This is a genomic window from Pseudomonas sp. 382, from assembly GCF_002759075.1.
Classification (GTDB): Bacteria; Pseudomonadota; Gammaproteobacteria; order Pseudomonadales; family Pseudomonadaceae; genus Aquipseudomonas; species Aquipseudomonas vlassakiae.
On record NZ_PEMX01000013.1, the window covers coordinates 1 to 20,964 of the forward strand.

30 protein-coding genes and 1 pseudogene are annotated in these 20,964 nt (G+C 58.3%); 21 read left to right on the forward strand and 10 right to left on the reverse strand.

Going from position 1 to position 20,964, the window contains the following annotated elements; translation table 11 throughout:
* The coding region (locus CQW31_RS16150) for a transposase (RefSeq protein ID WP_143524223.1) at positions 1-359 on the forward strand (359 nt) is incomplete at its 5' end.
* 431 nt (positions 360-790) lie between these two features.
* On the opposite strand, the pseudogene CQW31_RS16155 reads toward CQW31_RS16150, so the two are convergent.
* From CQW31_RS16155 to CQW31_RS16170, 4 genes and pseudogenes are all read right to left on the reverse strand, one after another.
* Positions 791-1,661: pseudogene (locus CQW31_RS16155) on the reverse strand (oxaloacetate decarboxylase).
* Between the two features lie 142 nt (positions 1,662-1,803).
* Positions 1,804-2,412: a L(+)-tartrate dehydratase subunit beta gene (ttdB, locus tag CQW31_RS16160; protein WP_054886482.1), complete on the reverse strand. Its 609-nt coding sequence runs from the start codon at positions 2,410-2,412 to the stop codon at positions 1,804-1,806.
* Positions 2,409-3,317 (reverse strand): L(+)-tartrate dehydratase subunit alpha, encoded by a 909-nt coding sequence (gene ttdA / locus CQW31_RS16165; protein WP_099814889.1) that lies wholly within the window; start codon positions 3,315-3,317, stop codon positions 2,409-2,411. The genes ttdB and ttdA overlap by 4 nt, the downstream gene beginning before the upstream one ends.
* A 10-nt stretch (positions 3,318-3,327) precedes the next feature.
* Entirely contained in the window at positions 3,328-4,674 is a 1,347-nt protein-coding gene (locus CQW31_RS16170) for a dicarboxylate/amino acid:cation symporter (RefSeq protein WP_099814890.1), read from the reverse strand.
* 194 nt (positions 4,675-4,868) lie between these two features.
* Between CQW31_RS16170 and CQW31_RS16175 the strand changes: the two genes are divergently transcribed.
* Positions 4,869-5,798, forward strand: a complete 930-nt coding sequence (locus CQW31_RS16175; protein WP_054886480.1) for a LysR substrate-binding domain-containing protein — start codon at positions 4,869-4,871, stop codon at positions 5,796-5,798.
* Positions 5,799-6,039: 241 nt separating this feature from the next.
* Here the strand turns inward: CQW31_RS16175 and CQW31_RS16180 are convergent, their stop codons facing one another.
* Positions 6,040-6,981 (reverse strand): aromatic alcohol reductase, encoded by a 942-nt coding sequence (locus tag CQW31_RS16180; RefSeq protein WP_054886479.1) that lies wholly within the window; start codon positions 6,979-6,981, stop codon positions 6,040-6,042.
* Between the two features lie 98 nt (positions 6,982-7,079).
* Between CQW31_RS16180 and CQW31_RS16185 the strand changes: the two genes are divergently transcribed.
* Positions 7,080-7,529 (forward strand): helix-turn-helix domain-containing protein, encoded by a 450-nt coding sequence (locus CQW31_RS16185; protein ID WP_054886478.1) that lies wholly within the window; start codon positions 7,080-7,082, stop codon positions 7,527-7,529.
* A gap of 179 nt (positions 7,530-7,708) precedes the next feature.
* Here the strand turns inward: CQW31_RS16185 and CQW31_RS16190 are convergent, their stop codons facing one another.
* Both CQW31_RS16190 and CQW31_RS16200 read right to left on the reverse strand, forming a co-directional pair.
* Positions 7,709-8,350, reverse strand: coding sequence for an EcsC family protein (locus CQW31_RS16190; protein WP_054884590.1), 642 nt, complete (start codon positions 8,348-8,350; stop codon positions 7,709-7,711).
* Between the two features lie 306 nt (positions 8,351-8,656).
* The gene (locus CQW31_RS16200; protein ID WP_082433491.1) at positions 8,657-9,058 is read right to left on the reverse strand and encodes a GFA family protein; all 402 of its coding nucleotides are present in this window, start codon (positions 9,056-9,058) and stop codon (positions 8,657-8,659) included.
* 242 nt (positions 9,059-9,300) lie between these two features.
* On the opposite strand from CQW31_RS16200, the gene CQW31_RS32165 reads away from it, so the two are divergent.
* The 15 genes from CQW31_RS32165 to CQW31_RS16265 all read left to right on the forward strand — a co-directional run bounded on the left by CQW31_RS32165 (position 9,301) and on the right by CQW31_RS16265 (position 17,378).
* On the forward strand, positions 9,301-9,402 hold the full coding sequence (locus tag CQW31_RS32165) for a hypothetical protein (RefSeq protein ID WP_371858386.1): 102 nt from the start codon (positions 9,301-9,303) through the stop codon (positions 9,400-9,402).
* A gap of 60 nt (positions 9,403-9,462) precedes the next feature.
* Positions 9,463-10,536, forward strand: a complete 1,074-nt coding sequence (locus tag CQW31_RS16205; RefSeq protein ID WP_099814893.1) for a helix-turn-helix domain-containing protein — start codon at positions 9,463-9,465, stop codon at positions 10,534-10,536.
* Between the two features lie 176 nt (positions 10,537-10,712).
* Positions 10,713-11,198 (forward strand): DUF2589 domain-containing protein, encoded by a 486-nt coding sequence (locus CQW31_RS16210; RefSeq protein ID WP_099814894.1) that lies wholly within the window; start codon positions 10,713-10,715, stop codon positions 11,196-11,198.
* 10 nt (positions 11,199-11,208) lie between these two features.
* Positions 11,209-11,808, forward strand: coding sequence for a DUF2589 domain-containing protein (locus tag CQW31_RS16215; protein WP_027609357.1), 600 nt, complete (start codon positions 11,209-11,211; stop codon positions 11,806-11,808).
* Between the two features lie 93 nt (positions 11,809-11,901).
* Positions 11,902-12,174: a hypothetical protein gene (locus CQW31_RS16220; RefSeq protein ID WP_027609358.1), complete on the forward strand. Its 273-nt coding sequence runs from the start codon at positions 11,902-11,904 to the stop codon at positions 12,172-12,174.
* Positions 12,174-12,473 carry a hypothetical protein gene (locus tag CQW31_RS16225; protein ID WP_054884582.1) on the forward strand — a complete coding sequence of 100 codons (300 nt, stop codon included), beginning with the start codon at positions 12,174-12,176 and terminating at the stop codon, positions 12,471-12,473. Before CQW31_RS16220 ends, CQW31_RS16225 begins: the two co-directional genes overlap by 1 nt.
* Positions 12,457-12,690 carry a hypothetical protein gene (locus tag CQW31_RS16230; RefSeq protein ID WP_054884581.1) on the forward strand — a complete coding sequence of 78 codons (234 nt, stop codon included), beginning with the start codon at positions 12,457-12,459 and terminating at the stop codon, positions 12,688-12,690. Before CQW31_RS16225 ends, CQW31_RS16230 begins: the two co-directional genes overlap by 17 nt.
* A gap of 32 nt (positions 12,691-12,722) precedes the next feature.
* The gene (locus tag CQW31_RS16235) at positions 12,723-13,109 is read left to right on the forward strand and encodes a hypothetical protein (protein WP_054884580.1); all 387 of its coding nucleotides are present in this window, start codon (positions 12,723-12,725) and stop codon (positions 13,107-13,109) included.
* 103 nt (positions 13,110-13,212) lie between these two features.
* On the forward strand, positions 13,213-13,995 hold the full coding sequence (locus tag CQW31_RS16240) for a glycoside hydrolase family 19 protein (RefSeq protein ID WP_082433485.1): 783 nt from the start codon (positions 13,213-13,215) through the stop codon (positions 13,993-13,995).
* Between the two features lie 66 nt (positions 13,996-14,061).
* Positions 14,062-14,589 (forward strand): EndoU domain-containing protein, encoded by a 528-nt coding sequence (locus CQW31_RS16245; protein WP_054884579.1) that lies wholly within the window; start codon positions 14,062-14,064, stop codon positions 14,587-14,589.
* A 72-nt stretch (positions 14,590-14,661) separates the two neighbouring features.
* Complete coding sequence (locus tag CQW31_RS16250) at positions 14,662-14,910, forward strand: hypothetical protein (RefSeq protein ID WP_027609364.1); 249 nt, start codon at positions 14,662-14,664, stop codon at positions 14,908-14,910.
* 388 nt (positions 14,911-15,298) lie between these two features.
* On the forward strand, positions 15,299-15,682 hold the full coding sequence (locus tag CQW31_RS30915; protein WP_143524224.1) for a hypothetical protein: 384 nt from the start codon (positions 15,299-15,301) through the stop codon (positions 15,680-15,682).
* A 129-nt stretch (positions 15,683-15,811) separates the two neighbouring features.
* On the forward strand, positions 15,812-16,111 hold the full coding sequence (locus CQW31_RS16255) for a hypothetical protein (RefSeq protein WP_054884578.1): 300 nt from the start codon (positions 15,812-15,814) through the stop codon (positions 16,109-16,111).
* A 187-nt stretch (positions 16,112-16,298) separates the two neighbouring features.
* Complete coding sequence (locus tag CQW31_RS16260; protein ID WP_054884587.1) at positions 16,299-16,538, forward strand: hypothetical protein; 240 nt, start codon at positions 16,299-16,301, stop codon at positions 16,536-16,538.
* 147 nt (positions 16,539-16,685) lie between these two features.
* A complete protein-coding gene (locus CQW31_RS16265; RefSeq protein ID WP_249341986.1) occupies positions 16,686-17,378 on the forward strand; it encodes a lipopolysaccharide kinase InaA family protein in 693 nt (230 codons plus the stop codon).
* A 56-nt stretch (positions 17,379-17,434) separates the two neighbouring features.
* On the opposite strand, the gene CQW31_RS16270 is transcribed toward CQW31_RS16265, so the two are convergent.
* A complete protein-coding gene (locus CQW31_RS16270) occupies positions 17,435-17,671 on the reverse strand; it encodes a hypothetical protein (protein WP_054884576.1) in 237 nt (78 codons plus the stop codon).
* 66 nt (positions 17,672-17,737) lie between these two features.
* A complete protein-coding gene (locus tag CQW31_RS16275) occupies positions 17,738-18,052 on the reverse strand; it encodes a hypothetical protein (RefSeq protein ID WP_054884575.1) in 315 nt (104 codons plus the stop codon).
* Between the two features lie 245 nt (positions 18,053-18,297).
* On the opposite strand from CQW31_RS16275, the gene CQW31_RS16280 reads away from it, so the two are divergent.
* Both CQW31_RS16280 and CQW31_RS16285 read left to right on the forward strand, forming a co-directional pair.
* Entirely contained in the window at positions 18,298-18,666 is a 369-nt protein-coding gene (locus CQW31_RS16280) for a hypothetical protein (RefSeq protein ID WP_054884574.1), read from the forward strand.
* A gap of 101 nt (positions 18,667-18,767) precedes the next feature.
* Positions 18,768-19,097 (forward strand): hypothetical protein, encoded by a 330-nt coding sequence (locus CQW31_RS16285; protein ID WP_054884573.1) that lies wholly within the window; start codon positions 18,768-18,770, stop codon positions 19,095-19,097.
* 57 nt (positions 19,098-19,154) lie between these two features.
* On the opposite strand, the gene CQW31_RS16290 is transcribed toward CQW31_RS16285, so the two are convergent.
* Positions 19,155-20,390 (reverse strand): NADH:flavin oxidoreductase/NADH oxidase family protein, encoded by a 1,236-nt coding sequence (locus tag CQW31_RS16290; protein WP_099814896.1) that lies wholly within the window; start codon positions 20,388-20,390, stop codon positions 19,155-19,157.
* Between the two features lie 101 nt (positions 20,391-20,491).
* Between CQW31_RS16290 and CQW31_RS16295 the strand changes: the two genes are divergently transcribed.
* Positions 20,492-20,920 (forward strand): MerR family transcriptional regulator, encoded by a 429-nt coding sequence (locus CQW31_RS16295; RefSeq protein ID WP_099814897.1) that lies wholly within the window; start codon positions 20,492-20,494, stop codon positions 20,918-20,920.
* Positions 20,921-20,964 lie beyond the last annotated feature (44 nt).

Below are 20,964 nucleotides of genomic sequence, written 5' to 3' on the forward strand. Positions count from 1 at the left end.
CTTCGGTGGAAGACGGCATGTTGCTGCACTCCTACTGGTTCTCTGGCTGCCAAAGTTGCGCCATGCATAAGCAGTGTACGACGGGTAAGGAACGCCGGTTGAAGCGCTGGGAGCATGAAACGGTAGTTGAAGCCGTTCAGATCCGATTGGAGCATGACCCAGGAAAGATGAAGGTACGCCGGCAAACGGTGGAGCACCCCTTCGGAACGCTCAAATACGGGATGGGAAGCACTCACTTCCTGACCAAAACCCTACCGAGGGTAAGCACCGAGATGAGCCTTCACGTGCTTGCTTACAATCTCAAACGAATGATGAGCATCTTCGGCATCGCTGGGCTGATTGAAGCGATCAGGACATGAGTCCACGCGTTCTATGCGTCCGTATACGGCTATCTGGGCCGCTGCCGCGGCCTAGATAGCACAGGTCGCGCCTGGTGCCCGACTGAGGTAGATCTGCATTTAGATCTGCTGAATTTACAGGAGGCCCCAGCTTCTTTCGCTACTCGACGTACTTACTGGCGTTTTCACACAGCCTGGACCCATAGCGGCCATTCGCAACCGTCCGCATACCACTTTCAGCAACGTTGCGAGCTATCAAATAGGTTGTTGGTAACACCGTAGCGCAGGCAAGTCAGACGCTACAGTAACTTCCATCGCCCAGTAAACGGAAGTATGAGCGTGCTTGATTTACTAAAATGAACTTATTTTCTCGCTATTTTCCTCCCTGTCGATGGCCCCATAGTAGGGCTATTCACACTAGGTAGACAACCCAAAAGGGGCTTCTGGTTTGCTTATTCACGGGGAAACTGCATAAGTATCGCGGCTTGATCACTGTAATCTTCCTGCAGACAGTATTTTTTCACGAGCGTAGCAGCACAACTACTTCCAATGTTGTTTTGGTTACGCTGTGCCCGCAGGCTTTCAAACGTTGCCTGAACAGCTACAAAGTAGGCCGTGTGTCCGTCTACTATGATGCGAGTGCCAAGGTCTGCTAGGCCAGGTGCATCTCGGATCTCGCTGTTACCATAGGTTATGAGCATGATCGGAGTGCTTAGGCCGTCTGCAATAGCTGCAAGACTTTCAAAGTCCGTTACTCCTACGAGGCAAATCGCATCGGCGCCGGAGCATTTCAAATGCCCTGGTTCGTTTAATAACATCTGATAAAGGCTGGGCACCTGCATGTGTGCGGGCGATTATCGCTAGCGACGCATCCACTCTTGATTCTTTAGCTGCGCGTATTTTACCTATCGCTTCATCAATACCTATGAGCTCAACCGGTCGCCCCCCGAAGCGCGCAGGCAGTAATGTATCTTCAATCGTAAGCGCTGCAACGCCAGACCGCTCAAGCTCCGTAACTGTGCGCATCACGTTCAGGGCATTACCATAACCGTGGTCAGCATCGGCAATAATCGGTAATCGGGCTACTCTCCCGATGCGTGCAGCCTGTTCTGCAAATTCGCTCAGCGTAATCAAGGTGACGTCTGGGGCACCTAATACCTGCAGAGATGCCACGGATCCACCTAAGATTCCGGCTTCAAAACCAAGGTCCGCAGCTATGCGCGCCGACAATGGATCAAACACTGAAGCCGTGCTAATACATGCTTGACCTTGAAGTATTCTGCGGAAGTCATTGCGTAATTCATGGTGGGAACGGTTTCGCATGGCGATCTCTTGAAATTATCTAGTGAGGCGTAAATTGAGGCCGTGCTAGGATTGGTGTTGGGTGTTCTGACTTATAGATAAGTGCCTTAACAAGGTTAAAAGATGGGCAGTTTAAGTGTATTCGCTAAACTGCCCCTGCTCGTCACTTGATGAAACGGACTTGGCTATTGATCTTCTCGATGACCGCACCTTTGCGTTCGTTGAAGCGGGCCTTGTTCTGCTCGAACAGGTTGTTGCCCTTGGTGTCGATGGAGATGATCAGAGGCCCGAACTCACGCACCCGGTTGACCCACAGCGTCTCCGGCATGCCCAAATCCTGCCATTCGGCACGCTCGATTTCCTCGACCTGGGTGGCGGCCAGTACTGCGCAGCCCCCGGGGAACACTGCATGTACGGCTTTGTTCTGCAGGCACCCGGTGGTGGTCTCCGGCCCCATCCCGCCCTTGCCCACGATCAGCTTGACACCGGTCTGCTCGATGAACTGCTTCTCGAATTTTTCCATGCGCATGCTGGTGGTCGGGCCGATGGACACCATCTCGAAGCTGCCGTCTTCTTTCTTCTTGACGATTGGGCCAGCGTGGAAAATAGCGCCGCCACGCAGGTCAACAGGCAGCTCGCGGCCCAGCTCGATGAGGCGGCGGTGGGCGACGTCACGGCAGGTCACCAGTTGGCCGGTAAGGTAAACCACATCGCCGACGTTGAGGTTGGCCAGATCTTCGTCGCTGATCGGGGTATTGATGATCTTCTTCACAGTACTACCCCTTCGTGGGAGAGGATGTCATAGGTCAGGTCGGCGTTGATGCGAATTTTGCCGCGGCGGTGTGCCCAGCAACCGGTGGACACTGCCACGCCAATGGTCGAGGGGTGACGCGCCGAAGACTCGATATTCACGCCCATCACGCTGCTGTTGCCGGTCAGGCCCTGCGGGCCGATGCCGATTTCGTTGAGGCCTTCTTCCAGCAGCTTTTCCATCATCGCTGCGCTTTCGTTCGGGTGGCTGGAGTCCACTTTGCGCAGAATGGCCTTCTTCGACAGGCGTGCTGCGGTCTCCACTGAGGTGGAGACACCCACACCTACCAGCAAGGGTGGACAGGCGTTTACCCCACGGGAGGTGATTACATCGAAGACAAACTCAGTCACCCCCTCATAACCTTGGCCTGGCATCAGTACCTTGGCCGAACCCGGCAACGTGCAACCGCCACCGGCCATGTACACGTCGACAATGGCGTAGTCGGCATCGGGGATGATTTCCCAGTCCAGCCAGGGGATCTTCGAGCCGGTGTTGGTGCCCGTGTTCTTCTCGATGAAGGTTTCCACCGCGTTATGGCGCAGTGGCCCATGGATAGTGGCTTCCTTGGTCGCATTTTCGAGGATGCCTTCCATTTCACCGAGCAGCGGGAAGCGCGCGCCGGCCGAGATGAAGTACTGGATCACGCCGGTGTCTTGGCAACTGGGGCGGTTGAGCTTGTCGGCGTATTCCTGGTTGTCGGCCATCGAGTCGTACACCGCAATGGCCAGTGGGTTGGTTTCGGCTGCACGCAGCTTGGCCGTTTTTTCCTTCACGTCTTTGGGCAGCCGTTTGCCAATATAGGCAGTGAACTTGGCCAGCGTGTCGGTCAGCGATGAGACGGCTGCTTCTTTATCTAGGGTATCCACGGTTACTTCCTCAGTGCATCACAAGGTGTTTTTTTTCAGGGCTGACGGCAGTGAGTGGAGCCGTCCCCTGTAACGCTTCTTTCTCTGGTTCAGCGCAGGCCTTGCCATCAAGAACCTGGTTCATCCGGTCGCTATCAAGTGCACCCACCCACTTCGCGATGGCCATCGTTCCGACCGCGTTGCCGATGGTGTTGGTGATAGCGCGAGCCTCGGACATGAAACGATCGACGCCGAGCAGCAGCACCATGCCGGCTACCGGAATGTTGTCCATGGTTGCCAAGGTCGCAGCGAGCGTGATGAAGCCTGAGCCAGTTACCCCTGCCGAACCCTTGGAGGTGAGCAGCAGCACGCCGAGTACGATCAGTTGATCCATCAGCGACAAGGGGGTGTTGGTGGCTTGGGCAATGAAGATCGCGGCCATGGTGTAGTAGATGCATTGGCCGTCAGGGTTGAAGGTGAGGCCGGAGGGGATAACCAGGCCGACGACAGGCTTGGACACCCCGACCTTCTCCAGCTTGTTCATCATTTGCGGCACCACCGACTCAGATGAGCTGGTGCCGAGCACGGTGAACAGTTCTTCGCGCAGGTACTTGAGGAACTTCCACAAGCTGAAGCCCGACGTCCGCGCGATGCTGCCCAGGATAATCACCACGAACAGGAAGCAAGTCAGGTACATGGTGGCCATCAATTTGCCTAGCGACGCGATTGAGCCCAAACCGTACTTGCCTACGGTGAACGCCATTGCTCCACAGGCTGCCAACGGCGCGACGCGCATGATCAAGCCAACGATGTGGAACATGCCGTGGGAGAACGCCTCCAGCACGTCAACTACCGGCTTGCCGCGTTCGCCGAGATTGGCCAGGGCGATGCCCAGCAAAGCAGAGAAAAGCAGGATCTGCAGGATTTCATTCTTGGCAAAGGCGTCGACTACGCTGCCCGGAATCAGATGCAGCAGGAAGTCGGTGACACCGCCCGTGCCAGTGGCTGCGGCTGAGGTGTAAGTGGAAATTGCCTGGGTGTCGAGGGTGGCCGGGTCGACGTTCATCCCTTGTCCCGGTTGCACCAGATTGACAACAATCAGGCCCAGGACGAGAGCGAAAGTTGACAGTATCTCGAAGTAGATCAGAGCGCGCACACCGACCCGACCCAACTCTTTCATGTTTTCCATCTTGGCGATGCCCAGCACCACCGTCGCGAAGATGATGGGCGCGAACACCATCTTGATCAGCTTGATAAACGCATCACCCAGCGGCTTCATGTCCACGCCGACCTGCGGCCAGAACACGCCTAACAGGATGCCGATCGAGACCCCGATCAGCACCTGCACGTACAACTTACCTACCCATCGCTTGACCATTGCCGTCTCCGAATTATTGTTGTGAGTCGGATTTATGTGGCGACTGGACTACGCAGCGAGAGGAAAATCTCCTCACAGGCTGGCAGCTAATAGCCCAGATTTTTTGTGGTTAATCACGCAGGGCCTAAGGTAATGGTTTTTTCAAAACGGTGTAATATAATGAAATTAAACTCATTGTTTACCTAGAGTTAATTATGAACCCAGTGTCTGAGCTTGCTTTCTTTAGTCAGCTGGTCGGGGCGGGCAGTCTGGCGGCCACCGCTCGCGAGCTGAACCTCACGCCACCTGCAGTGACGAAGCGTCTTGCGCAATTGGAAAAGCGTCTTGGGGTGCGCTTGCTTAATCGGACGACACGCAGCATCAGCCTCACGGCGGAAGGCGAGACCTACCTGGTCAATGCCAAGCGGATCCTTGAGGAAATTGAGGAGATGGAGCGGCAGGTTTCAAGCAGCCGCGCCGAACCGAAGGGGTTGCTGCGGGTGAATGCGCCTCTTGGCTTTGGGCGTACGCATGTAGGGCCGGCAATTTCATCCTTTGCCAAGCGTTACCCTGAAGTGGAGGTCCAGCTGCACCTAAGCGACCGTCCTATCCATCTTCCTGATGACGCGATCGATGTGGCTATTCGTTTCGGTGAGCTACCGGACTCCAGACTGATTGCTCGAAAGATCGCCACCAACCGCCGACGTCTCTGTGCCACACCGGGCTATCTCGACGCCTTCGGCAGACCGGAGTCTGCCCGTGATCTGATGAAACACAAATGCATCGTGTTGCGGCAAAACGATGCGGCATTTGCCACCTGGCGATTGAGTCGAGGTAAGCAAATCGAGTCCATAAAGGTTCATGGTGGCTTGAGTACCAATGACGGCGAGGTCGCTTTGAACTGGGCCTTGGAGGGGCATGGGATACTGATGCGTGCGGAGTGGAACCTGGCTGATCATTTGCGATCCGGACGGCTTGAAGAGGTGCTAGGGGACTATGAAACGCCTCCGGCAGACATCTATGCCGTTTACTTGGAACGCCTGAATTTATCGGCGAAAGTGTCATTTTTCATTGAACACCTCAGAAATTTTTTCAAGAGCAAAGCAGATCAGCAGGCAAATAGTCTTGCTGCCTGGGCGCGTTAATACTGTATCGCACCTGTTGTTGTAGAGCCTCGACTGCTTCAGGCCAGAACTCGCCCTTGGCGAACGTCTGCTTTGGGTCGAAAGCCGTCAGTCGCGACCGGCTGCTCCCGACCCATTGCGGACACTGAGACTCTACGCTGAGGTCTAGACAGCTTGTCATCCTCTAAACGCTCAACCTAGTTATCAGCGTCCACTGTCGAACCTAGGAGTTTGCCGGCAAATCAGCTATCTGTCGTCGCGCTCACTTGCCCCCAAGGTTCGCCCGAGCCCATTGCTCAGCGGTGGTTACTGGAATCGACTGCTGTTCGTTGAAGGTTCCCGATTTAGGCCATGCCACACCTCTGCCCTGTGCGAACACAGCACGGTACTTTTTGATGTGATGGGTAGGGTCTTTCCTCAGCTCATCCATCAGGAACGGAACAGTCCACACGTTAGTTTTGAACGGACGGCCCAGCGCATTTTTGAGGATGTTCGCGACTTGTCCATACGACACCGTGTCGCCTGAGAGATAGACAATCTCGTTGCGGAAGCGAGGTTCGAAGAAGACGATTTCCGCCGTGAGTGCGCCGATGTCGTCTGGTGTGGTGAGCGTCACGCCGTTCTCAAGACTGCCGAGAGCGTTAACGGTGTCATTGTCGAAGTCGACGACCTCAAATACGGGCTCGAAGAGGAAGCTGGTGAACATGCCCGTCGAGATGATTACCCATTCGGTTTCGTCTTGCGCGCGGAGCGCCTCGCGTACATCGAGTTGAGAATCGAAAAGATCTTGGGGGCTGCCCCGACCGATCACTTCGAAATCCACGCCAAACTGCCACGGGAAGTAGCGCTTCACACCCGACCTTAGCGCTGCTGTCGCCAGTTTCATGGGGGTTTCTCGACCCGCGACCATGCCGGCACAGCCTATGACAGTATCGAACCGGGCGAACACTTCAGCTAGCTGTTCAATTGAATCGTTCACCAGATCCGCAGCGACCATTTGAATGCCCAGCCCACGAAGCTCATCGATTTCGGCCTTTTTCTCCGGTATCTGGGTGTTGATGGTCGACTCCCGGAGAAGAACGCTGATTTGGGAACCGGGTGCGCGTTTTGCCACTCGCACGAGATTGCGCAGAACTGGGAGACCAAGTTCCCCGGCGCCGAGAACAAGAATGGATTGAGGGGAAAGCGGGGTTGCTTCGGTCATGATTCCTCCTGAGGCGTGATGCCTATAACATGAGCAAATGCTGGCATGATCAGGCAGTACTCGTAAGAAGGCACACACGTGATACCTAGGAGGAATAGATGACCAATCAGGACGCTCTGAGCCAGGCAGAAGCCATCTGTCAAACGCTCCGAGAAGATGATGATGGCGTCAGGCGGGAAGTCCTCGCTCACGCAGGTAGCCGATGGTCATTGGGCATCCTGCATGCCTTGGGCGTGTATGGCACGATGCGCCACGCCGAGATAAAAAGGCAGATGACTGGAGTGACCCAGCGAATGCTCACCAAGACGCTACGCGCCATGGAGCGGGATGGATTACTGCTTCGACGGGAGTTCGGGGAAATTCCACCGCGCGTTGAATACGAGCTGACGCCGCTCGGTATGGAGCTGTTGGTTCGGATGTCACCCGTTTGGATGTGGGTGGTCGAAAACGCTGAGGAATTCCGCGAGGCGCGTCGCGCTTTCGACAGTCAAGGTGAAAACAAGCCCGCCTGGCAAATCCCCACCCCGGCACTCTTTGATCCAGAGTAATCGATAGCGTTCACCCTCATTTAGATAAGTAGCACTCGATTTGACCTGGCAAAAATCGAACGCATGCCTTTGGTCTACAGCCGCCCTTCGGCGTAGTCGGCAACTGCCGGCCAAAAGCGACCAGTCTATCGGCCGGTATTTTTTGAGCATCCGAGGCGAATGTGGCCGATGCCAGACCGTTATGCCGACGCGACCTCTTTTGGCGTAAATGTATCTCGCGCTACGTTACCGATGGCATTGGTCGTGTAAGCATCGAAACTTCCTCCAATCAAGCCACCGAGCAGGGGCACGGCTTTACCGAGATTGATCACCCCTTTTTCACCAAATTTGGTGAACAGCTTGAAGCCTACCTTTTTGTTTATCTCTATCAGCGTCTTGCCGGAAATCGACTTCACCGCATTCATTGCCAGCTTGTTGCCGACGACAATGCCGATGTCTTTCAGCAGTTCTTTAGCCGAGTTGGCTGTGAGACAGGCGAAAACCAAGGCCTTTACCTTGTCATCCTTGACATCGTAGCCACCCAGGTGAGCGATGGCGGCGATCATGCGAATTTGTACGAAAAGCACACTCGTGATGTTGGCGGGCAACGCGACGGGGAGTGTAATCAAACCGCCCAGGCCGGTAATGAAGCCTGAAGTGGCCGATTTGGTGTTTTGCCAGCGAATCAGGGAGTTAGCTTGATCGTAGGCAGAGCCTTCCTCCTTGGCGTAGCTGGCTGCGAGCTCCTCGGCGGAATCAAGACCGGAGAATCCATTTACGGATCGCTCGTATGCCCAGTCGAGCACTTGCATTATCTTTTCTTGACTTACCAGTTCCATCATCAGTCTCGTCATATGAATGATGGCCACATGATGCCATAGCCATACGGCTATCTGCTTACCTGGCATTGAACAAATTGCCTTTCCTCCGCGATGGCCGGCTTTCGACCCGTTGCTGCCGGTGAGCCGAACAGCAATCTTTGTGGGAGCGGGCGCGCCCGCGAAGAATCAAACGCGGAGACTGGCACCGGCTGCGCCGGTGTTCGCGGGCACGCCCGCTCCCACAGAGTGCGCGTCGCGCTCACGAAACCCGTTATTTAGCGACTGCTATGGGTCGGAAGCGGCCGTAACCGGCAGTCCTCTTTCCGGTCAGTCGCTCTGAGTCTGAATGCCAGCTGGTGCATACCAGGGCGCAGCGGAATCGACATGTAAGTGTTTATGCTTCTTCGGCAGGAACGGCGTATCAAGGGTGCCCAGCGCTATGGAAATCCAATCGGTATATTCACCTTTAGAACGTGACCAGAATAAGGTTGAGCCGCACTCCATACAAAATTCGCGCGCTACCGTCGGCGAAGAAGCATAGGTCTTGATGTAATTGGCGCCGCGGAGCACGCGCAGCTTGCTGCGCTGAATGCTTCCGTAGGATCCGAATGCGGCTCCATGACCTTTGCGGCACTGGCTGCAATGGCAATGACTCACTGCCTGGGGCGGGTCGACTAGCTCGAAACTGACTGCTGAGCACAAGCAGCTTCCTCGGTATGGCTTTGTCATTGTTGCTTCCGTGCAAATGACGCCAGCGTAACTGCTCCCGATGAGCTGGTCGAGCGGTTCTAAGACAACCGTCATAACGACCGCTTCGGGTCGATGGCTGCCGTTGGCGAGTGGCAGCTTTCGACCCAGACGACGTTGCGTCTGACAGCTGACTTTGTGGAAGCGGGTTCACCCGCGAACACCAGCAAAGCCGGTGCCATCCACCGCGTCGCCTGCTTCACCACGACACCATTGAGCACAAGATCGAGGACATCGTCGAGCAGATCGCCGAGCTCGGGCCAAGCGCAAGGTGCTGGTGCAACAGCATCCATCGAATGAGCCAGGAAACGGTGATGGCAAAGTGATGCAGGCCCCTCGGGAGTGAACCAACTTTCCGGCTCCACTATGGACAGTGAGTCGGAACCATGGAACCAACCTTCACCCCGCAATTCCTCCTTGCAGCGGCGCAGGACACTGCGTCGCTACCCACCTTCAGCAGTTCTGCCACGCACACGGCGGCCCAGGACCTGGCCCACTGGCAGTTGATCGCCAGCCTGCTGTTCGATGTCGGTGCCCGCACACCCACGCCTTTTTGCACTTCCCTGACGGTCTACCACTTCAGTCGTTTTCTGCTTAGCAGCGGCCATCTGGACGCTGCCCGTTATCGGCGCGATAGCACGCGCCTGGGGTGGTGCGACCTTGATCACTACCTGTTGCACCTGCCACTGCAGCGTGGCCTGGCCTGCGCCAACGGCCTGAGGGTACGTCCTTCGGATGTGGTGTTGCTCGACCTGGCGCAACCAGCCAGGTTCAGCATGGCGGCCGGCGAAGGAATCAGCCTGCTTATGCCGCGTACGGCACTGTCGTTGCTGTTGTTCGACGCTGGTCAGTTGCATGGCGTGGTGCTGCGTCGGGAGACGGCCGCGGGGATGTTGCTGGCCCGTCTGCTGTCGTCGTTGGCGGCCACCGCACCGCACCTGGGCATGGATGAAGCACTGCGTCTGGCCTTGCCGCTGCTGGGGATGGTCGCGGCTTGCCTGGCCAAGGCCATGGCTGGCCAGGCGCAGGTTCAGGTCGCAGGCCAGGCTGACCTCGGGCGCCGTGTGCGCCTGCACATCGAGCGCAATCTGCACCGTGAAGACCTCACCCCGGCGGTACTGGCCAAGGAGGTCGGCACGTCGCGTAGCCAGCTGTACCGCTCTTTCGAGCGCTTCGGCGGCGTGCGCCACTACCTGTTGCAACGCCGCCTGCGCCGCTGCCTGTTCGCCTTGTGCGACAGCACCAACGCCGATCGGCGCATCGGCGACCTGGCCTACGACCACGGCTTTGTCGACGAAACCCATTTCAGTCGCCTGTTCCGCAAGGCGTTCGGTCTCTCGCCGCGGGCTGTCCGTGCGGCGCTGAACAATGGCGGGGTCTCTGGATTCTGTTGCCTGGTGCCGGCCAAGGGCGAGCGGCCTGTGCTCGATCACTGGGTCAGGGAACTGATCCATAGCTGAGTTCGCGGCCGGATGAACCTGGGACGCCCATCCAGGTTTTCGGGACGCCGATACCGGGACGGCGCGTGTCCCTGGCCATAACCTGAGCTCACCAACCACAACAGGTGTCAGCCGCTGATGGCCCGTTCCCGTGACGGCCCGCGTCCGGCACCGACAATCGACAAGGAGCGTCTGTCGTGGCGAACCATTCCCTTCATCACCTGATCCAGAGCATTGCCGGTGCCGTGGCCGAGGCCCAGGACAAGATCCAGCGCTTCCAGATGGCGACCGTGCGCCAGTACTTCGATGACGACAACCGTCCGGTCAGCGTCGATGTGCGCCTGCCGCTGCAGTCACCCGACGCCAAGGACGGCGAGGAACGCCTGGTACGGGTGCCCCTGCTATCGCTGGTCGGCTCGCGCTTGCTGACCGTCAAGGACATGCAGATCGATTTCGAGGTCGGCCTGCATGCCGATTACCGTGAACCGAGTGCGGCACAGGCCGGTGAAGTCGACCCCGACTCGCCGTGGCCGACCGACACACACACGCCTTTGAACGTCGATATGGGCGTTCGCCGAAATGGTGAAAGCGGGCCAGTGGCGCGCGTCACCCTCAGAGTCGAAACCCAGCCCTCGTCCGAGGGCATGGCGCGACTGATCCACAACCTCGATAAATTGATCTAGGAGAGACATCATGTCTGACTTTGTAATGGGTAACCAATTCCGCGGCCTGCCGATGGCAGACCTGATCGGTGCCCCCCTCAGCGCCGCCTGCGACGCTCAGGTCCGCCTGGCCAATGCCACCGCGAACTTCATCAAGGTGATTGGCTTCCTGCCCCCGGCCGACCCGGCCAACGCCGGCCCCAACGATGTCGGCGACATCCGCAACGTGTCGTTCCGCTACGACCGTTCGGCACCGACCGAAGACGATCCGGCCGCCATCGAGAAAGTCGAGCTGCAGCTGCCGCTGCTCGCGGTGGTGAAGGTGCCCAATCTTGCAATCAATAAGGTGGACATCACCTTCGACATGGAGGTACGCAACTCCGAGCAGTCACGCGACACCGAAGACCGCTCCGGCAGCTTCTCCGCCGAAGCCAAGCTGGGCTGGGGACCTTTCAGCGCTAAGGTCAACGTGTCCGGTTCGGTGGCCTCGCACAAGGAGAACACCCGTTCCACCGACCAGTCGGCGAAGTACCACGTCGAGGTTCATGCCGTCGACGATGGCATGCCTGAAGGCCTGGCACGGGTGATGGACATCATCGCCCAGTCGGTCACGCCCAAGATCGCCGCGTGACGCGCGGATGTCCTGAGCGACAAGCTGGCGAGGGAGAGGCCTGATCCGCAGGCCGACGCTGAGAATCCGTTTTTCCGGAGAGGGAATGCCGTGATGTTTGATTTGACGGATGTTGGATATGTAAAGCGCATCGTGGTCGGCAGCCTCGATCCGGAAAAACTGACCCCGGAGGAGGCCGTCGAGGCCCAGGCCACATTGCTCAACCGCTGCCTTAGCGGCACGCCGCGCGGACGGGTGCTGGGCATCGAGAAGAGTTTCAAGCTGCTCAACATCGGCGAGCACCAGGTCGTGCTGCAGGCGTTGACCTACCACGTCGGTTTCGCCCGCAGGCCGTATTGGCTGACGGACGAAGCGGAGCAATCGTGATGGACAGCCTGGAACAGTTCGTGATGGCGCTGGGGGCCGAGATGCAGCGTGCGCAGCAAGCCTGCGACCGTCTATGGCCAGGCACCCAGGTGGCTTCGTTGAACGTGGTGCTGGACGCCACGGTGGAGCCGGTCGGGGAAGGTCTGGCATTGCGTGTCGGCGGTACGCCTGCACGCGGACAGGGCAGGCATGCGTTGAGCATCGAGGTGCCGGGCTATGGGAACGAGGCCATCGTCGTGCGCGTGGATGGCGAGCTGCTGGGGATCTACAGGAGGCCAGGCGATGAGCAGGCGCAATGACCGTTCGATGCTGTTGGTTCTATCCCAGGAGGAGGGCAGTGCCTTGAAATCGATCATTGATCTGCAGTCGGTTCGCAACCGCAGGATGTCCGGCCCCAGGCGACTGGTGATCGGTATCGGTGCCGGCTTGCTGGTTGCGCTAATGGCGCTGGGCCTGGTGCGTCCGGAGCTGGCGATCGCCATCGCCGAATGGGTGGGCTTGCTGTTGGCGTTCTGAACATGTGCATTCATTCAACAAGGAGAGTCGAGATGAAATCCACCCTTGCAACACTGGCCGGTGCACTGGCACTGGCGACACTTCTGCCGGCGTTCGCTGAGCAGAAATATGTAGGGCAGTTCGAAACCGAGGACGAGTTCCTCGACCTGATCCTGGTCATTCCCGACGAGGGACGCGAAGGGGCAGGCCGACTGCGCATCGATACCTGGTCGTGCAACCTGACGCTGGGCTCGCCATCCCCAGCAGCGGTCGCCGATGCCACTCGCTATCCCATCGTCAAGGCCGATGCCGGCAATTGCGCCGACCTGGATAAGGGCTACGTACTCGGCTGGCAAGTCGGCAAGAACCTTCAGATCCAGGTGTTCAGTCGTTACAAGAAGGACAGGTTCGGCACTCGCCTGACTCTCGTTCGCAAGTAGCGGCCAGACCCGCTCGACCCACCGCAATCCCTATCGAAACCAGCGCAAGGCAGGCATTGGCCGTCGCCGACGGGAAAGTCGTGCCTGCTGCAAGGAGGCAAGCATGTGCATCAAACAATCGGTTGGTGAAGGTGGCAACAACGACAAGGGCGATGTCCGCACCGTGCAGTTGTTGCTCAACATGAACAGCGGGCGCGGCGAATTCGTCTGTGCCCTGGTCACCGACGGACTCTGGGGGCCGGGCTCGCGCACGGCACTGAAGCGCTACCAGGAACTCCAGGGCATTGCCCAGAGCAAGACGGTCAGCGCCAACGACGACACCATCAAGGCCCTGCGGGCAGGCCTGCCATCGACGATCGGCACGGCGACCTTGTGGGCGGTGCTGATCCATGCCACCGGCGCGAAGGTCGAGGCGTTTCGACAGCCCATCCTCGATGTGTTCGCCCGTTACAAGATCGACACGCCACTGCGCCAGGCGCACTTCCTGGCGCAGATCGCCCATGAAAGCGGGTGCCTGCTGTACACCGAGGAAATCGCCAGCGGCAGCGCATATGAAGGGCGCAAGGACCTGGGCAACACCCAGTCGGGCGACGGCAAGCGCTTCAAGGGGCGTGGTCTGATCCAGCTGACCGGGCGGGCCAATTATCGCCAGTACGGCCAGGCCTGCGGGCGCGACTTCGAACTCAAGGATGCGCCCACCCTTGTCAGTACCGACCCGTTCCTGGCGGTGGATGTCGCCGGCTGGTTCTGGGACAGCCGCAAGCTCAACACCTACGCCGACAAGGACGACGTGAAGGAGGTCACCCGCCGCATCAACGGCGGCCTCAACGGCCTCGACGACCGCATCACCTACCTGACCCGCGCCAAGTGGCTGCTGGGGCTGTGACCGCTTTGCCGGGCACTCGCCCGAGCAACGCATGAATGATTCAACCCAACGAAAAGGAGCTTCACGATGAACAAGCGTATTGTCAGAAACTGCACACGCCTGGCCCTGGTCAGCCTGGTGACCCTGACCGGCATCGGTGCCGCCCAGGCCGACCCGACCTGCAGCAAGGGAATCCTGGCAGGCACCCCGCGGATCAATGCCCAGCACATCTTCTGCGGTGAGGTCAGCGCACCTGACGTTGCCAAGGGTTTCCACAGCCGTCCGGGCGGGATCAACCCCGACAGCGTCAGCAATGCACCGGCGGGGACGCATGGCGCGGGTGATGTCTACACCTTGAAGAACTTCACCATCGCCGAAGGTGCGAGAAGCGGGACGAAGAGCATCTCCACGATGTTCCCCGATCGCTGCACCGAGACCCAGGTGATCGCTGCGGTGCGCAATGCCTACGCGACCAAGGTTCAGGATGCCTCGAACAAGAGCAAGTATGTCGGCTCCTCGGGAACCGAGTGCCAGAAGGGCACACCTGCCGCTGCGTTCGATATCGTGTTCTATCTGAACGGCGATCTGATCAATACCGCCTATCCTAAACCCTGATTGCATCCACTCGTCGCCACGGGGCAGGTACCCGTGGCGACTGTTTTTCACTTTGCGACAGGAGTACGCCCCATGACCTTTTCCGATGGCTTGCAGGCATTCATCGCCGAAGAGGTGACTCGCGAAAGTATCGATACCCTGCTGGAAAAGGCAGAAGCCGTTCGCTACGGATCGGCCGACGTTACCTACAGTGGCAACGCCTTCCTGGTGACCTTCGTGGCGGACACCGCCGTGCTGCGCCACCACCACGTGGCGGACTGGCCGGAAGTACGGGTGCCGCTGGCCGAGTTCATCCAGCGCTTGCGCGCCTGGGCCGAGTGAGGTGATGCAAAAGCGTTTTATGCGATGATGGCCAGCCGCCTTTAGCCAGGACGCGCCAGGCGCCTACTTATGTGGCGGGAAAGAGGGTCTACAGCCGAGAAGGGGTACCCGGACATTCGCCTATCCGAGATAGAAGCCTGTTATAGACGCAGACAGACCTAGTGCGGACATGTCATCGTCCACACTGGGTCTTCTCTTCATAGGGGTACTGAGACGAAATCATTAAACTCGCTTTCACGAGTTTCGGCCGCCAGCAGATGTGCGTAAATGTCCCCTTTGGGTCGTAAGCGGACAGTTAACGAAGGCTACTGGGTGATACCAATTTTGAATGGGTCCGTAGCTGCGACGAAGCCACGTAAGCTCCTGAACGAGCGCTGCATGGAAATACTTGAGTCATAGCTTCGCCTCGCTGCCATTCGGCGAAACGGTTAGCATTGATGGAAACAAGGCAGGCCATGAAGGTCTACCAGGCAGAAGCCTCGGACAGGCTCAAACCTTGCTGTGCATTGTGGGGGGCAGGAACATGCCGGAACGTGAAAGAAGGTACCGCGCATACACGTTGCTTCGCGAACTCGATTCGCTTGTTTCATCAACGATGAACCAGGTGGCATATGGCCGTCTCGGTGGGCCGGACTGGCAAGCCATGTGCGAGGCGCACCGGTCTGCATTTAAACAGTGGATTGAATTTGCCGAGTCGCTACCGAGCGCAAGCGAAGCTGGCGAGGGCCGCGAACTCCCACAAATGCCCTTGATAACTTATACAAAATTATAGTTTTGTATAAGTTATCGAAGCCGCCTGTCGTTCAAGTGTTGTTTCCGGTAAAGGGCACTTGAAAGTTATTTGATGCGCGTTACTTTGATCTCCCTATGGATCTTAAATACAAGATTAATGGAGGATTACATGCGAGTTCGTGGAAATGTGTTCTGGGATTGGGCAGACCCGACGCTGCACCACCGGACCCATGACGAAACGCTCGACGACGGCACACACATTGATGTTCAGGTAAGGCTTTCAAGGACCGGTCAAACGCAGATGTTCATAGGCGTTTACGCACCTCAAGGCATGGCGGTTCACGAGGAGTCGTTCGCTGCCCGTCCAGGCGAATCGATGACGCGTGCGATGGCATGGGGTGTAGGAAGGGCACGAAAAATCGCAGTCGAGGGCGTGCATGCAGTGATACCGACGGTGGCTGCGGGCTAAATAGCCTCAAGGGTTGGTCCGGGCCACGGACCAATCCACCTCGTCCTCCAGCGCTTTCAATATAAGTACCGCCGCTGCGCTTCCTTCGGGTAGCTCATCCATGTGGGCGGGAAAGGGAACGCTTCTGAAAAGGCACCTGTCGTATCTCCATCAGAGGCGCATTCGAGGCGCCCAGTTGGAGAACGTGATGAGCCTTCAGTCCACCAGTCATGACCTTTACGTCCATTCCTACCTGGGTTACCAGGCATCCATATACGTACTGTGGGAGTCCAGTATTGAATTCCCCACCGGAATGTTGGTTGAAGTAGGGAAACCAGGTGCAACGGCACGAACGCTACGGGTGAGTCGGCCTTTTTCCTCTTCGACTGAAGCCATTCTGGAGGGGAAGGTCATGGCTGAACAGTACGTTCAAAGCCAAAACGGCTGAACTCCCTCTGGCGCGCCTTCTTGGCTGAAGCAGGTCCAAGCATTGCAGCTGCGTGCCGGTGGTGATATCTGCGGTAGCCGCCGGCGAGATCAGGGGTTTATATTTCGAGTCTCGCCGCGCCAAGGCTGGCAAATGAGTGAGTGCTCAATGACTAATAATTCAACAAACATGAGACCCTCCCTTCCGCCTGTAGAGGACATCCTCGGCGCCCCCGGGAAATGGGTGGAGCCCCCCAATATCCGCAGAGGCGGGGAGAGTGGTGTACTTCGCGTCGAGCTGGAGGGCCTGACTTTCTACAAGAAACAGCAAGTCGGGCATGTCTATCGAAGTTTGTTGCACCCGTTGGGGTACCCGACAGTTGCGCGTGAAGCTAAAGCCCTGCGTGCGGCTGCATCCTTAGGTGTTTCAACCCCATCGCTTGTCTACGCCCATGTCCGTAAACAGGACGGAGAGTGGCATGCAGTGATGGTGACGGCAGCGCTGGACGGTTACCTGTCGCTGGAGGACTTCTACGCCAACCAGCTCGACCAATCACTCGGGTCCAGGCGCCACCACGAAATCCTGGAGGCATATGGCCGAGTACTCGCCAGGTTGAACGTTGGCCGTTGGCAGCACGGTTGCCTGTATCTGAAGCATGTCTTTGTCGATTTCAGCGAGCCGAGCATCAAGGTGGCCTTGCTGGATCTCGAGAAGGCCAGGCAACGTCTTACCGCGAAGCGGGCCGCCCGGCACGACTTGAGGCAGGTCAAGCGCAGGTCCGGTTGGTCGGGCGATGAATGGGATGCGTTCTGTAGAGGCTATCGGTATTCGTTCGGCCATAACGTTGAGCGGCTTCTTTGACGGTTGAAAGTCAGCCGTCTCCCGTCCGAGCGTTAGCCGTGGGCATGATGTAACTGTCACCCTTCAGGCGGGTTTATACCGCAGACGAATTCATCCGAACCGAGCCGGTGCGAGCCAAATTCGACGACATAGCCATCGCCGCGGCGCTGCGCCTCGGCCCTGGCGGTTTTCTGGTCGGCATAGACGTCGACGAAGTGCCAGGGGTGCAAGGCTCGCAGCACGCCCCAGCCAAGCACCCAGCCTTCTTTATCAGGGTCTGCAGGAAGATGTTTGGCAAGGCTGCGAATGCTCATGTTTATCTCCTCGACACGGGTCAGCAGGATATAGTCGCGACTGAAACAAGATAGCCTGCATGCCAGTCACGCTTCGTCCAACAACCGTCCCGGGTTGAAGAAGAACGACGCAATGATAACGGCACTGATCACGCCCATCGCGTCCGCCACCAGCAACAGGAAATCGCTGCCATCCCCCAGCAGCGTTTGCTGGTTTACAGCGAAGCTCGCACCATGCGGAAAGGCTGCAATGCTCAGCAATGCCACCGCCAGCAGGGCTGACATCAGTTTGCTGTAAGTTCGGCCAGACAGCAGCGTACAGGCCCAGAAAACAAAAATGCTGAATACGGCAAGGCCTGCGGAAGCCATGAACTGAGCGAGTATCTCCAGCCACCACAGCATGGGTTTCTCCTGAACGATGCGCCGGGTCGATACGTATGAGAATCAGGGCTTTTTGAATCGTTCCGTTGGCCTAAAGAAATAACTCGAAAGTCGAAAATCCTAAGGGTAATTGGCCATTACCTCTATAGCCAACAAGCATATCGTGCTGGCTGTGTTGCGCAGTACCATTGGGCAATGAAAACCAAAAAAGGGCGGTGTGCTTGGCCACTTTTCAAGTTCTAGAAGGGGCAGCAGGAGCGTGTCGCGTGAAGAGTTCCAGATCGGTTGCAGGCGCAGTACTGTTATCCACATCCGCTACGCTGTTCATGGCCGGGTGCGCACAGAACCCGGATGTGCGAAGTGGCCATGATTATACGTCTGGCACCACCGAGAGAAGCACGCCAGCCTATCTGGGGTGCGTCAAAGGCGAACTTCCGGTAAATGTCAAAACGTACGAAGTCGACACCGACAACTCGGTCAAGCTGTACGTTGAAAGTACCGACCCCAACAAGGCCGATGGCCTGGTGGAGCTGCACGGTACGGGAACCGACCGCCAGTTCACTGCTTACCAGCGCGACGCCTGGTACGACCATGGCAGGCTGCTCGATGCGGCGTTGATGTGCAAAAAAGCTTGAAGTGATGATTTGCAGCAGAACAAAGCCCGCACACAAGCGGGCTTTTTGCATTGGGTCGATCCCGGATAGAATGGCGCACGTTTCCGCCTGGTTAATTGCAAATGCCAACCCTTCGTATTCTGTTCAGTTTCGCAGTCATTGTCAGCCTTGCCGCTTGCGCAAACCCGGGGAAGCCTACCGCCAGTAAGCTGACCTCGAAATCCCCGGAAGATTATGCCGCCTGCGTCCTGCCAAAGTGGCAGGCGCTGTCCCCTCATACCACGCAAAAGTCGATCAATCACGGTTATCGGCTGACCGCGCCCAGCGCCGTGACGTCAGACGAAGTGCTGGAAGTCGTTGAGTACCGGGAAGGTAGCCGTGCAACGTTCTACAAAGGCAGTTTCCTGTCGAGTGACAAGTTGCGCCTGGCCGCACGAGAATGTCTGGATTGACCGGCTGCCATTGGCCTCAATAGTCTGAATGGCCCACCCGGCCATTATCGAACAGCATCAATCCAGCCGGTTGGCCATCATACGCTTGTATTGCTTCACCCGGCGCAGGGTGCACCATTGTTCCAGCAGCAGGGCTCCCAGGGGAGAAGCCTTGGCCTTGGGTCTGCTGCCCTTGGCCAGCCGGCGCATCTGCAGCTTGACCAGCGCCATGTAGGCCAGGGCGGCGAATGCCTTGCGCTTCCAGCGGATCGGCGGCAGTTCGGCCGAGGCCTTGGTCTCGCCGGCTTGCCAGCGTCGGGGCAGGTTGGGGTCGACCGCCAGTGCGGTGGCGATACCGGCCATGGCCACGCCACTGGCGAGCACCTGTTCGACCACGGGCAGGCGGCGGATGCCACCGGTAACCATCACCGGCATCCGGGCGATCGCGGCGATTTCGCGGGCGAACTCGAGGAAGTAGGCCTCCCGTGCCAGGGTACGCCCGTCGCGGGCGTCGCCTTGCATGGCCGGTGCTTCGTAGCTGCCACCGGACAGCTCTACCAGGTCCACCGGCAGCTCGTTCAGCCACAGCACGACTTGGCGCGCATCGGCAGGCTCGAAGCCGCCGCGCTGGAAATCGGCGGAGTTGAGTTTGACCGCCACGCTGAAGCCGGGAGACACCACCTCGCGCACCGCCTTGACCACCTCCAGCAGCAGCCGCGCGCGGTTTTCCAGGCTGCCGCCCCAGCGGTCCTGGCGGCGGTTGGTCAGTGGCGAAAGAAACTGGCTGAGCAGGTAGCCGTGGGCGGCGTGGATCTGCACCCCGCTGAAGCCGGCTTGTTCGGCCAGTGCCGCAGTGCGGGCGAAGCGCTGAATCAACGCGGCAATTTCGCCTTCGTCCAGGGCCTTGGGCTGCGGGAACAGCTTTGACAAACCGCCCATGTCCAGCGCCACCGCCGAGGGTGCCACGGTGGGTTGGCCGAGGTTGGCCTGCATCTGCCGCCCGGGGTGGTTGATCTGCATCCAGAACTGCGCGCCCTTGGCGCGACCGGCCTCGGCCCATTGGCGAAAACGTTGCAACGGTTGGCTGTCATCGAGCATCACGCCGCCCGGGCCGGTCATGGCGCTGGGGTCAACCATGACGTTACCGGTCAGCAGCAAGCCCGCGCCGCCTTCAGCCCAGGCCTGATACAGGCGCAGCAAGCGATCGGAAGGGGTCTGGTCGTGATTGGCGAGGTTTTCTTCCATGGCCGCCTTGGCCAAGCGGTTGGGGATGACACTGCCATTGGGCAGTTGCAGGGGCTGGAAGGGGGACATGCGGTGTTCTCCAAGGTAGCGCCGGGCGTCGGGCGGGTTGGGTTTTGGAGAAGGCTAAGGTTAAAGTAAACCTTAAGGTCAACAGAGAATTTCACACCCTCATGAAAATTGGCGAACTGGCCCGACGCACGGGCCTCAGCGCATCACGCATCCGGTTCTATGAGGCCAGCGGCCTGATCGAGGCTCGACGCCTGGGCAACGGTTATCGGGACTACCCGGAGCAGGCGGTGAGGTCGCTGGAGATCATCACCTGCGGGCAGCAGGCAGGCTTCAGCCTGGAAGAAATGCGCAAACTGACCAGCGCAGCGGGTGACGGCACAGCCCGGCATGATCTGCTGCTGGCAAGCCTCAAGCGCAAGGTGGCTGAAATCGAAGCCATGCAGTTACGCCTGGCGCAGAATCGCGCGCAATTGCTGGCGGTGATTGCCGGCATGCAGAGCAAGCCACAGGGCATGGATTGCGATGCCAATGCCCAGCGCCTGATTGCCGGGTGGCAGGACGGCAAGGCTGATGATGGTGCAGTTCGCTGAGAGCCGGCTTGCCGGCTCTCACCTATGACGGTCAGGGTAACTGA

Coding starts and splice junctions, on each gene's coding strand:
- CQW31_RS16175 (WP_054886480.1), top strand. CDS start 4,869: ATGAACCCAGTGTCTGAGCTTGCTTTCTTTAGTCAGCTGGTCGGGGCG.
- CQW31_RS16255 (WP_054884578.1), top strand. CDS start 15,812: ATGCGAGTTCGTGGAAATGTGTTCTGGGATTGGGCAGACCCGACGCTG.
- CQW31_RS16245 (WP_054884579.1), top strand. CDS start 14,062: ATGAACAAGCGTATTGTCAGAAACTGCACACGCCTGGCCCTGGTCAGC.
- CQW31_RS16230 (WP_054884581.1), top strand. CDS start 12,457: ATGAGCAGGCGCAATGACCGTTCGATGCTGTTGGTTCTATCCCAGGAG.
- CQW31_RS16270 (WP_054884576.1), bottom strand. CDS start 17,671: ATGAGCATTCGCAGCCTTGCCAAACATCTTCCTGCAGACCCTGATAAA.
- CQW31_RS16275 (WP_054884575.1), bottom strand. CDS start 18,052: ATGCTGTGGTGGCTGGAGATACTCGCTCAGTTCATGGCTTCCGCAGGC.
- CQW31_RS16290 (WP_099814896.1), bottom strand. CDS start 20,390: ATGTCCCCCTTCCAGCCCCTGCAACTGCCCAATGGCAGTGTCATCCCC.
- CQW31_RS16295 (WP_099814897.1), top strand. CDS start 20,492: ATGAAAATTGGCGAACTGGCCCGACGCACGGGCCTCAGCGCATCACGC.
- CQW31_RS16215 (WP_027609357.1), top strand. CDS start 11,209: ATGTCTGACTTTGTAATGGGTAACCAATTCCGCGGCCTGCCGATGGCA.
- CQW31_RS16180 (WP_054886479.1), bottom strand. CDS start 6,981: ATGACCGAAGCAACCCCGCTTTCCCCTCAATCCATTCTTGTTCTCGGC.
- CQW31_RS16235 (WP_054884580.1), top strand. CDS start 12,723: ATGAAATCCACCCTTGCAACACTGGCCGGTGCACTGGCACTGGCGACA.
- CQW31_RS16225 (WP_054884582.1), top strand. CDS start 12,174: ATGGACAGCCTGGAACAGTTCGTGATGGCGCTGGGGGCCGAGATGCAG.
- CQW31_RS16200 (WP_082433491.1), bottom strand. CDS start 9,058: ATGACAAAGCCATACCGAGGAAGCTGCTTGTGCTCAGCAGTCAGTTTC.
- CQW31_RS16240 (WP_082433485.1), top strand. CDS start 13,213: ATGTGCATCAAACAATCGGTTGGTGAAGGTGGCAACAACGACAAGGGC.
- CQW31_RS16265 (WP_249341986.1), top strand. CDS start 16,686: ATGACTAATAATTCAACAAACATGAGACCCTCCCTTCCGCCTGTAGAG.
- CQW31_RS16260 (WP_054884587.1), top strand. CDS start 16,299: ATGAGCCTTCAGTCCACCAGTCATGACCTTTACGTCCATTCCTACCTG.
- CQW31_RS16220 (WP_027609358.1), top strand. CDS start 11,902: ATGTTTGATTTGACGGATGTTGGATATGTAAAGCGCATCGTGGTCGGC.
- CQW31_RS16170 (WP_099814890.1), bottom strand. CDS start 4,674: ATGGTCAAGCGATGGGTAGGTAAGTTGTACGTGCAGGTGCTGATCGGG.
- CQW31_RS16205 (WP_099814893.1), top strand. CDS start 9,463: ATGGAACCAACCTTCACCCCGCAATTCCTCCTTGCAGCGGCGCAGGAC.
- CQW31_RS16185 (WP_054886478.1), top strand. CDS start 7,080: ATGACCAATCAGGACGCTCTGAGCCAGGCAGAAGCCATCTGTCAAACG.
- CQW31_RS16285 (WP_054884573.1), top strand. CDS start 18,768: ATGCCAACCCTTCGTATTCTGTTCAGTTTCGCAGTCATTGTCAGCCTT.
- CQW31_RS16250 (WP_027609364.1), top strand. CDS start 14,662: ATGACCTTTTCCGATGGCTTGCAGGCATTCATCGCCGAAGAGGTGACT.
- CQW31_RS16190 (WP_054884590.1), bottom strand. CDS start 8,350: ATGATGGAACTGGTAAGTCAAGAAAAGATAATGCAAGTGCTCGACTGG.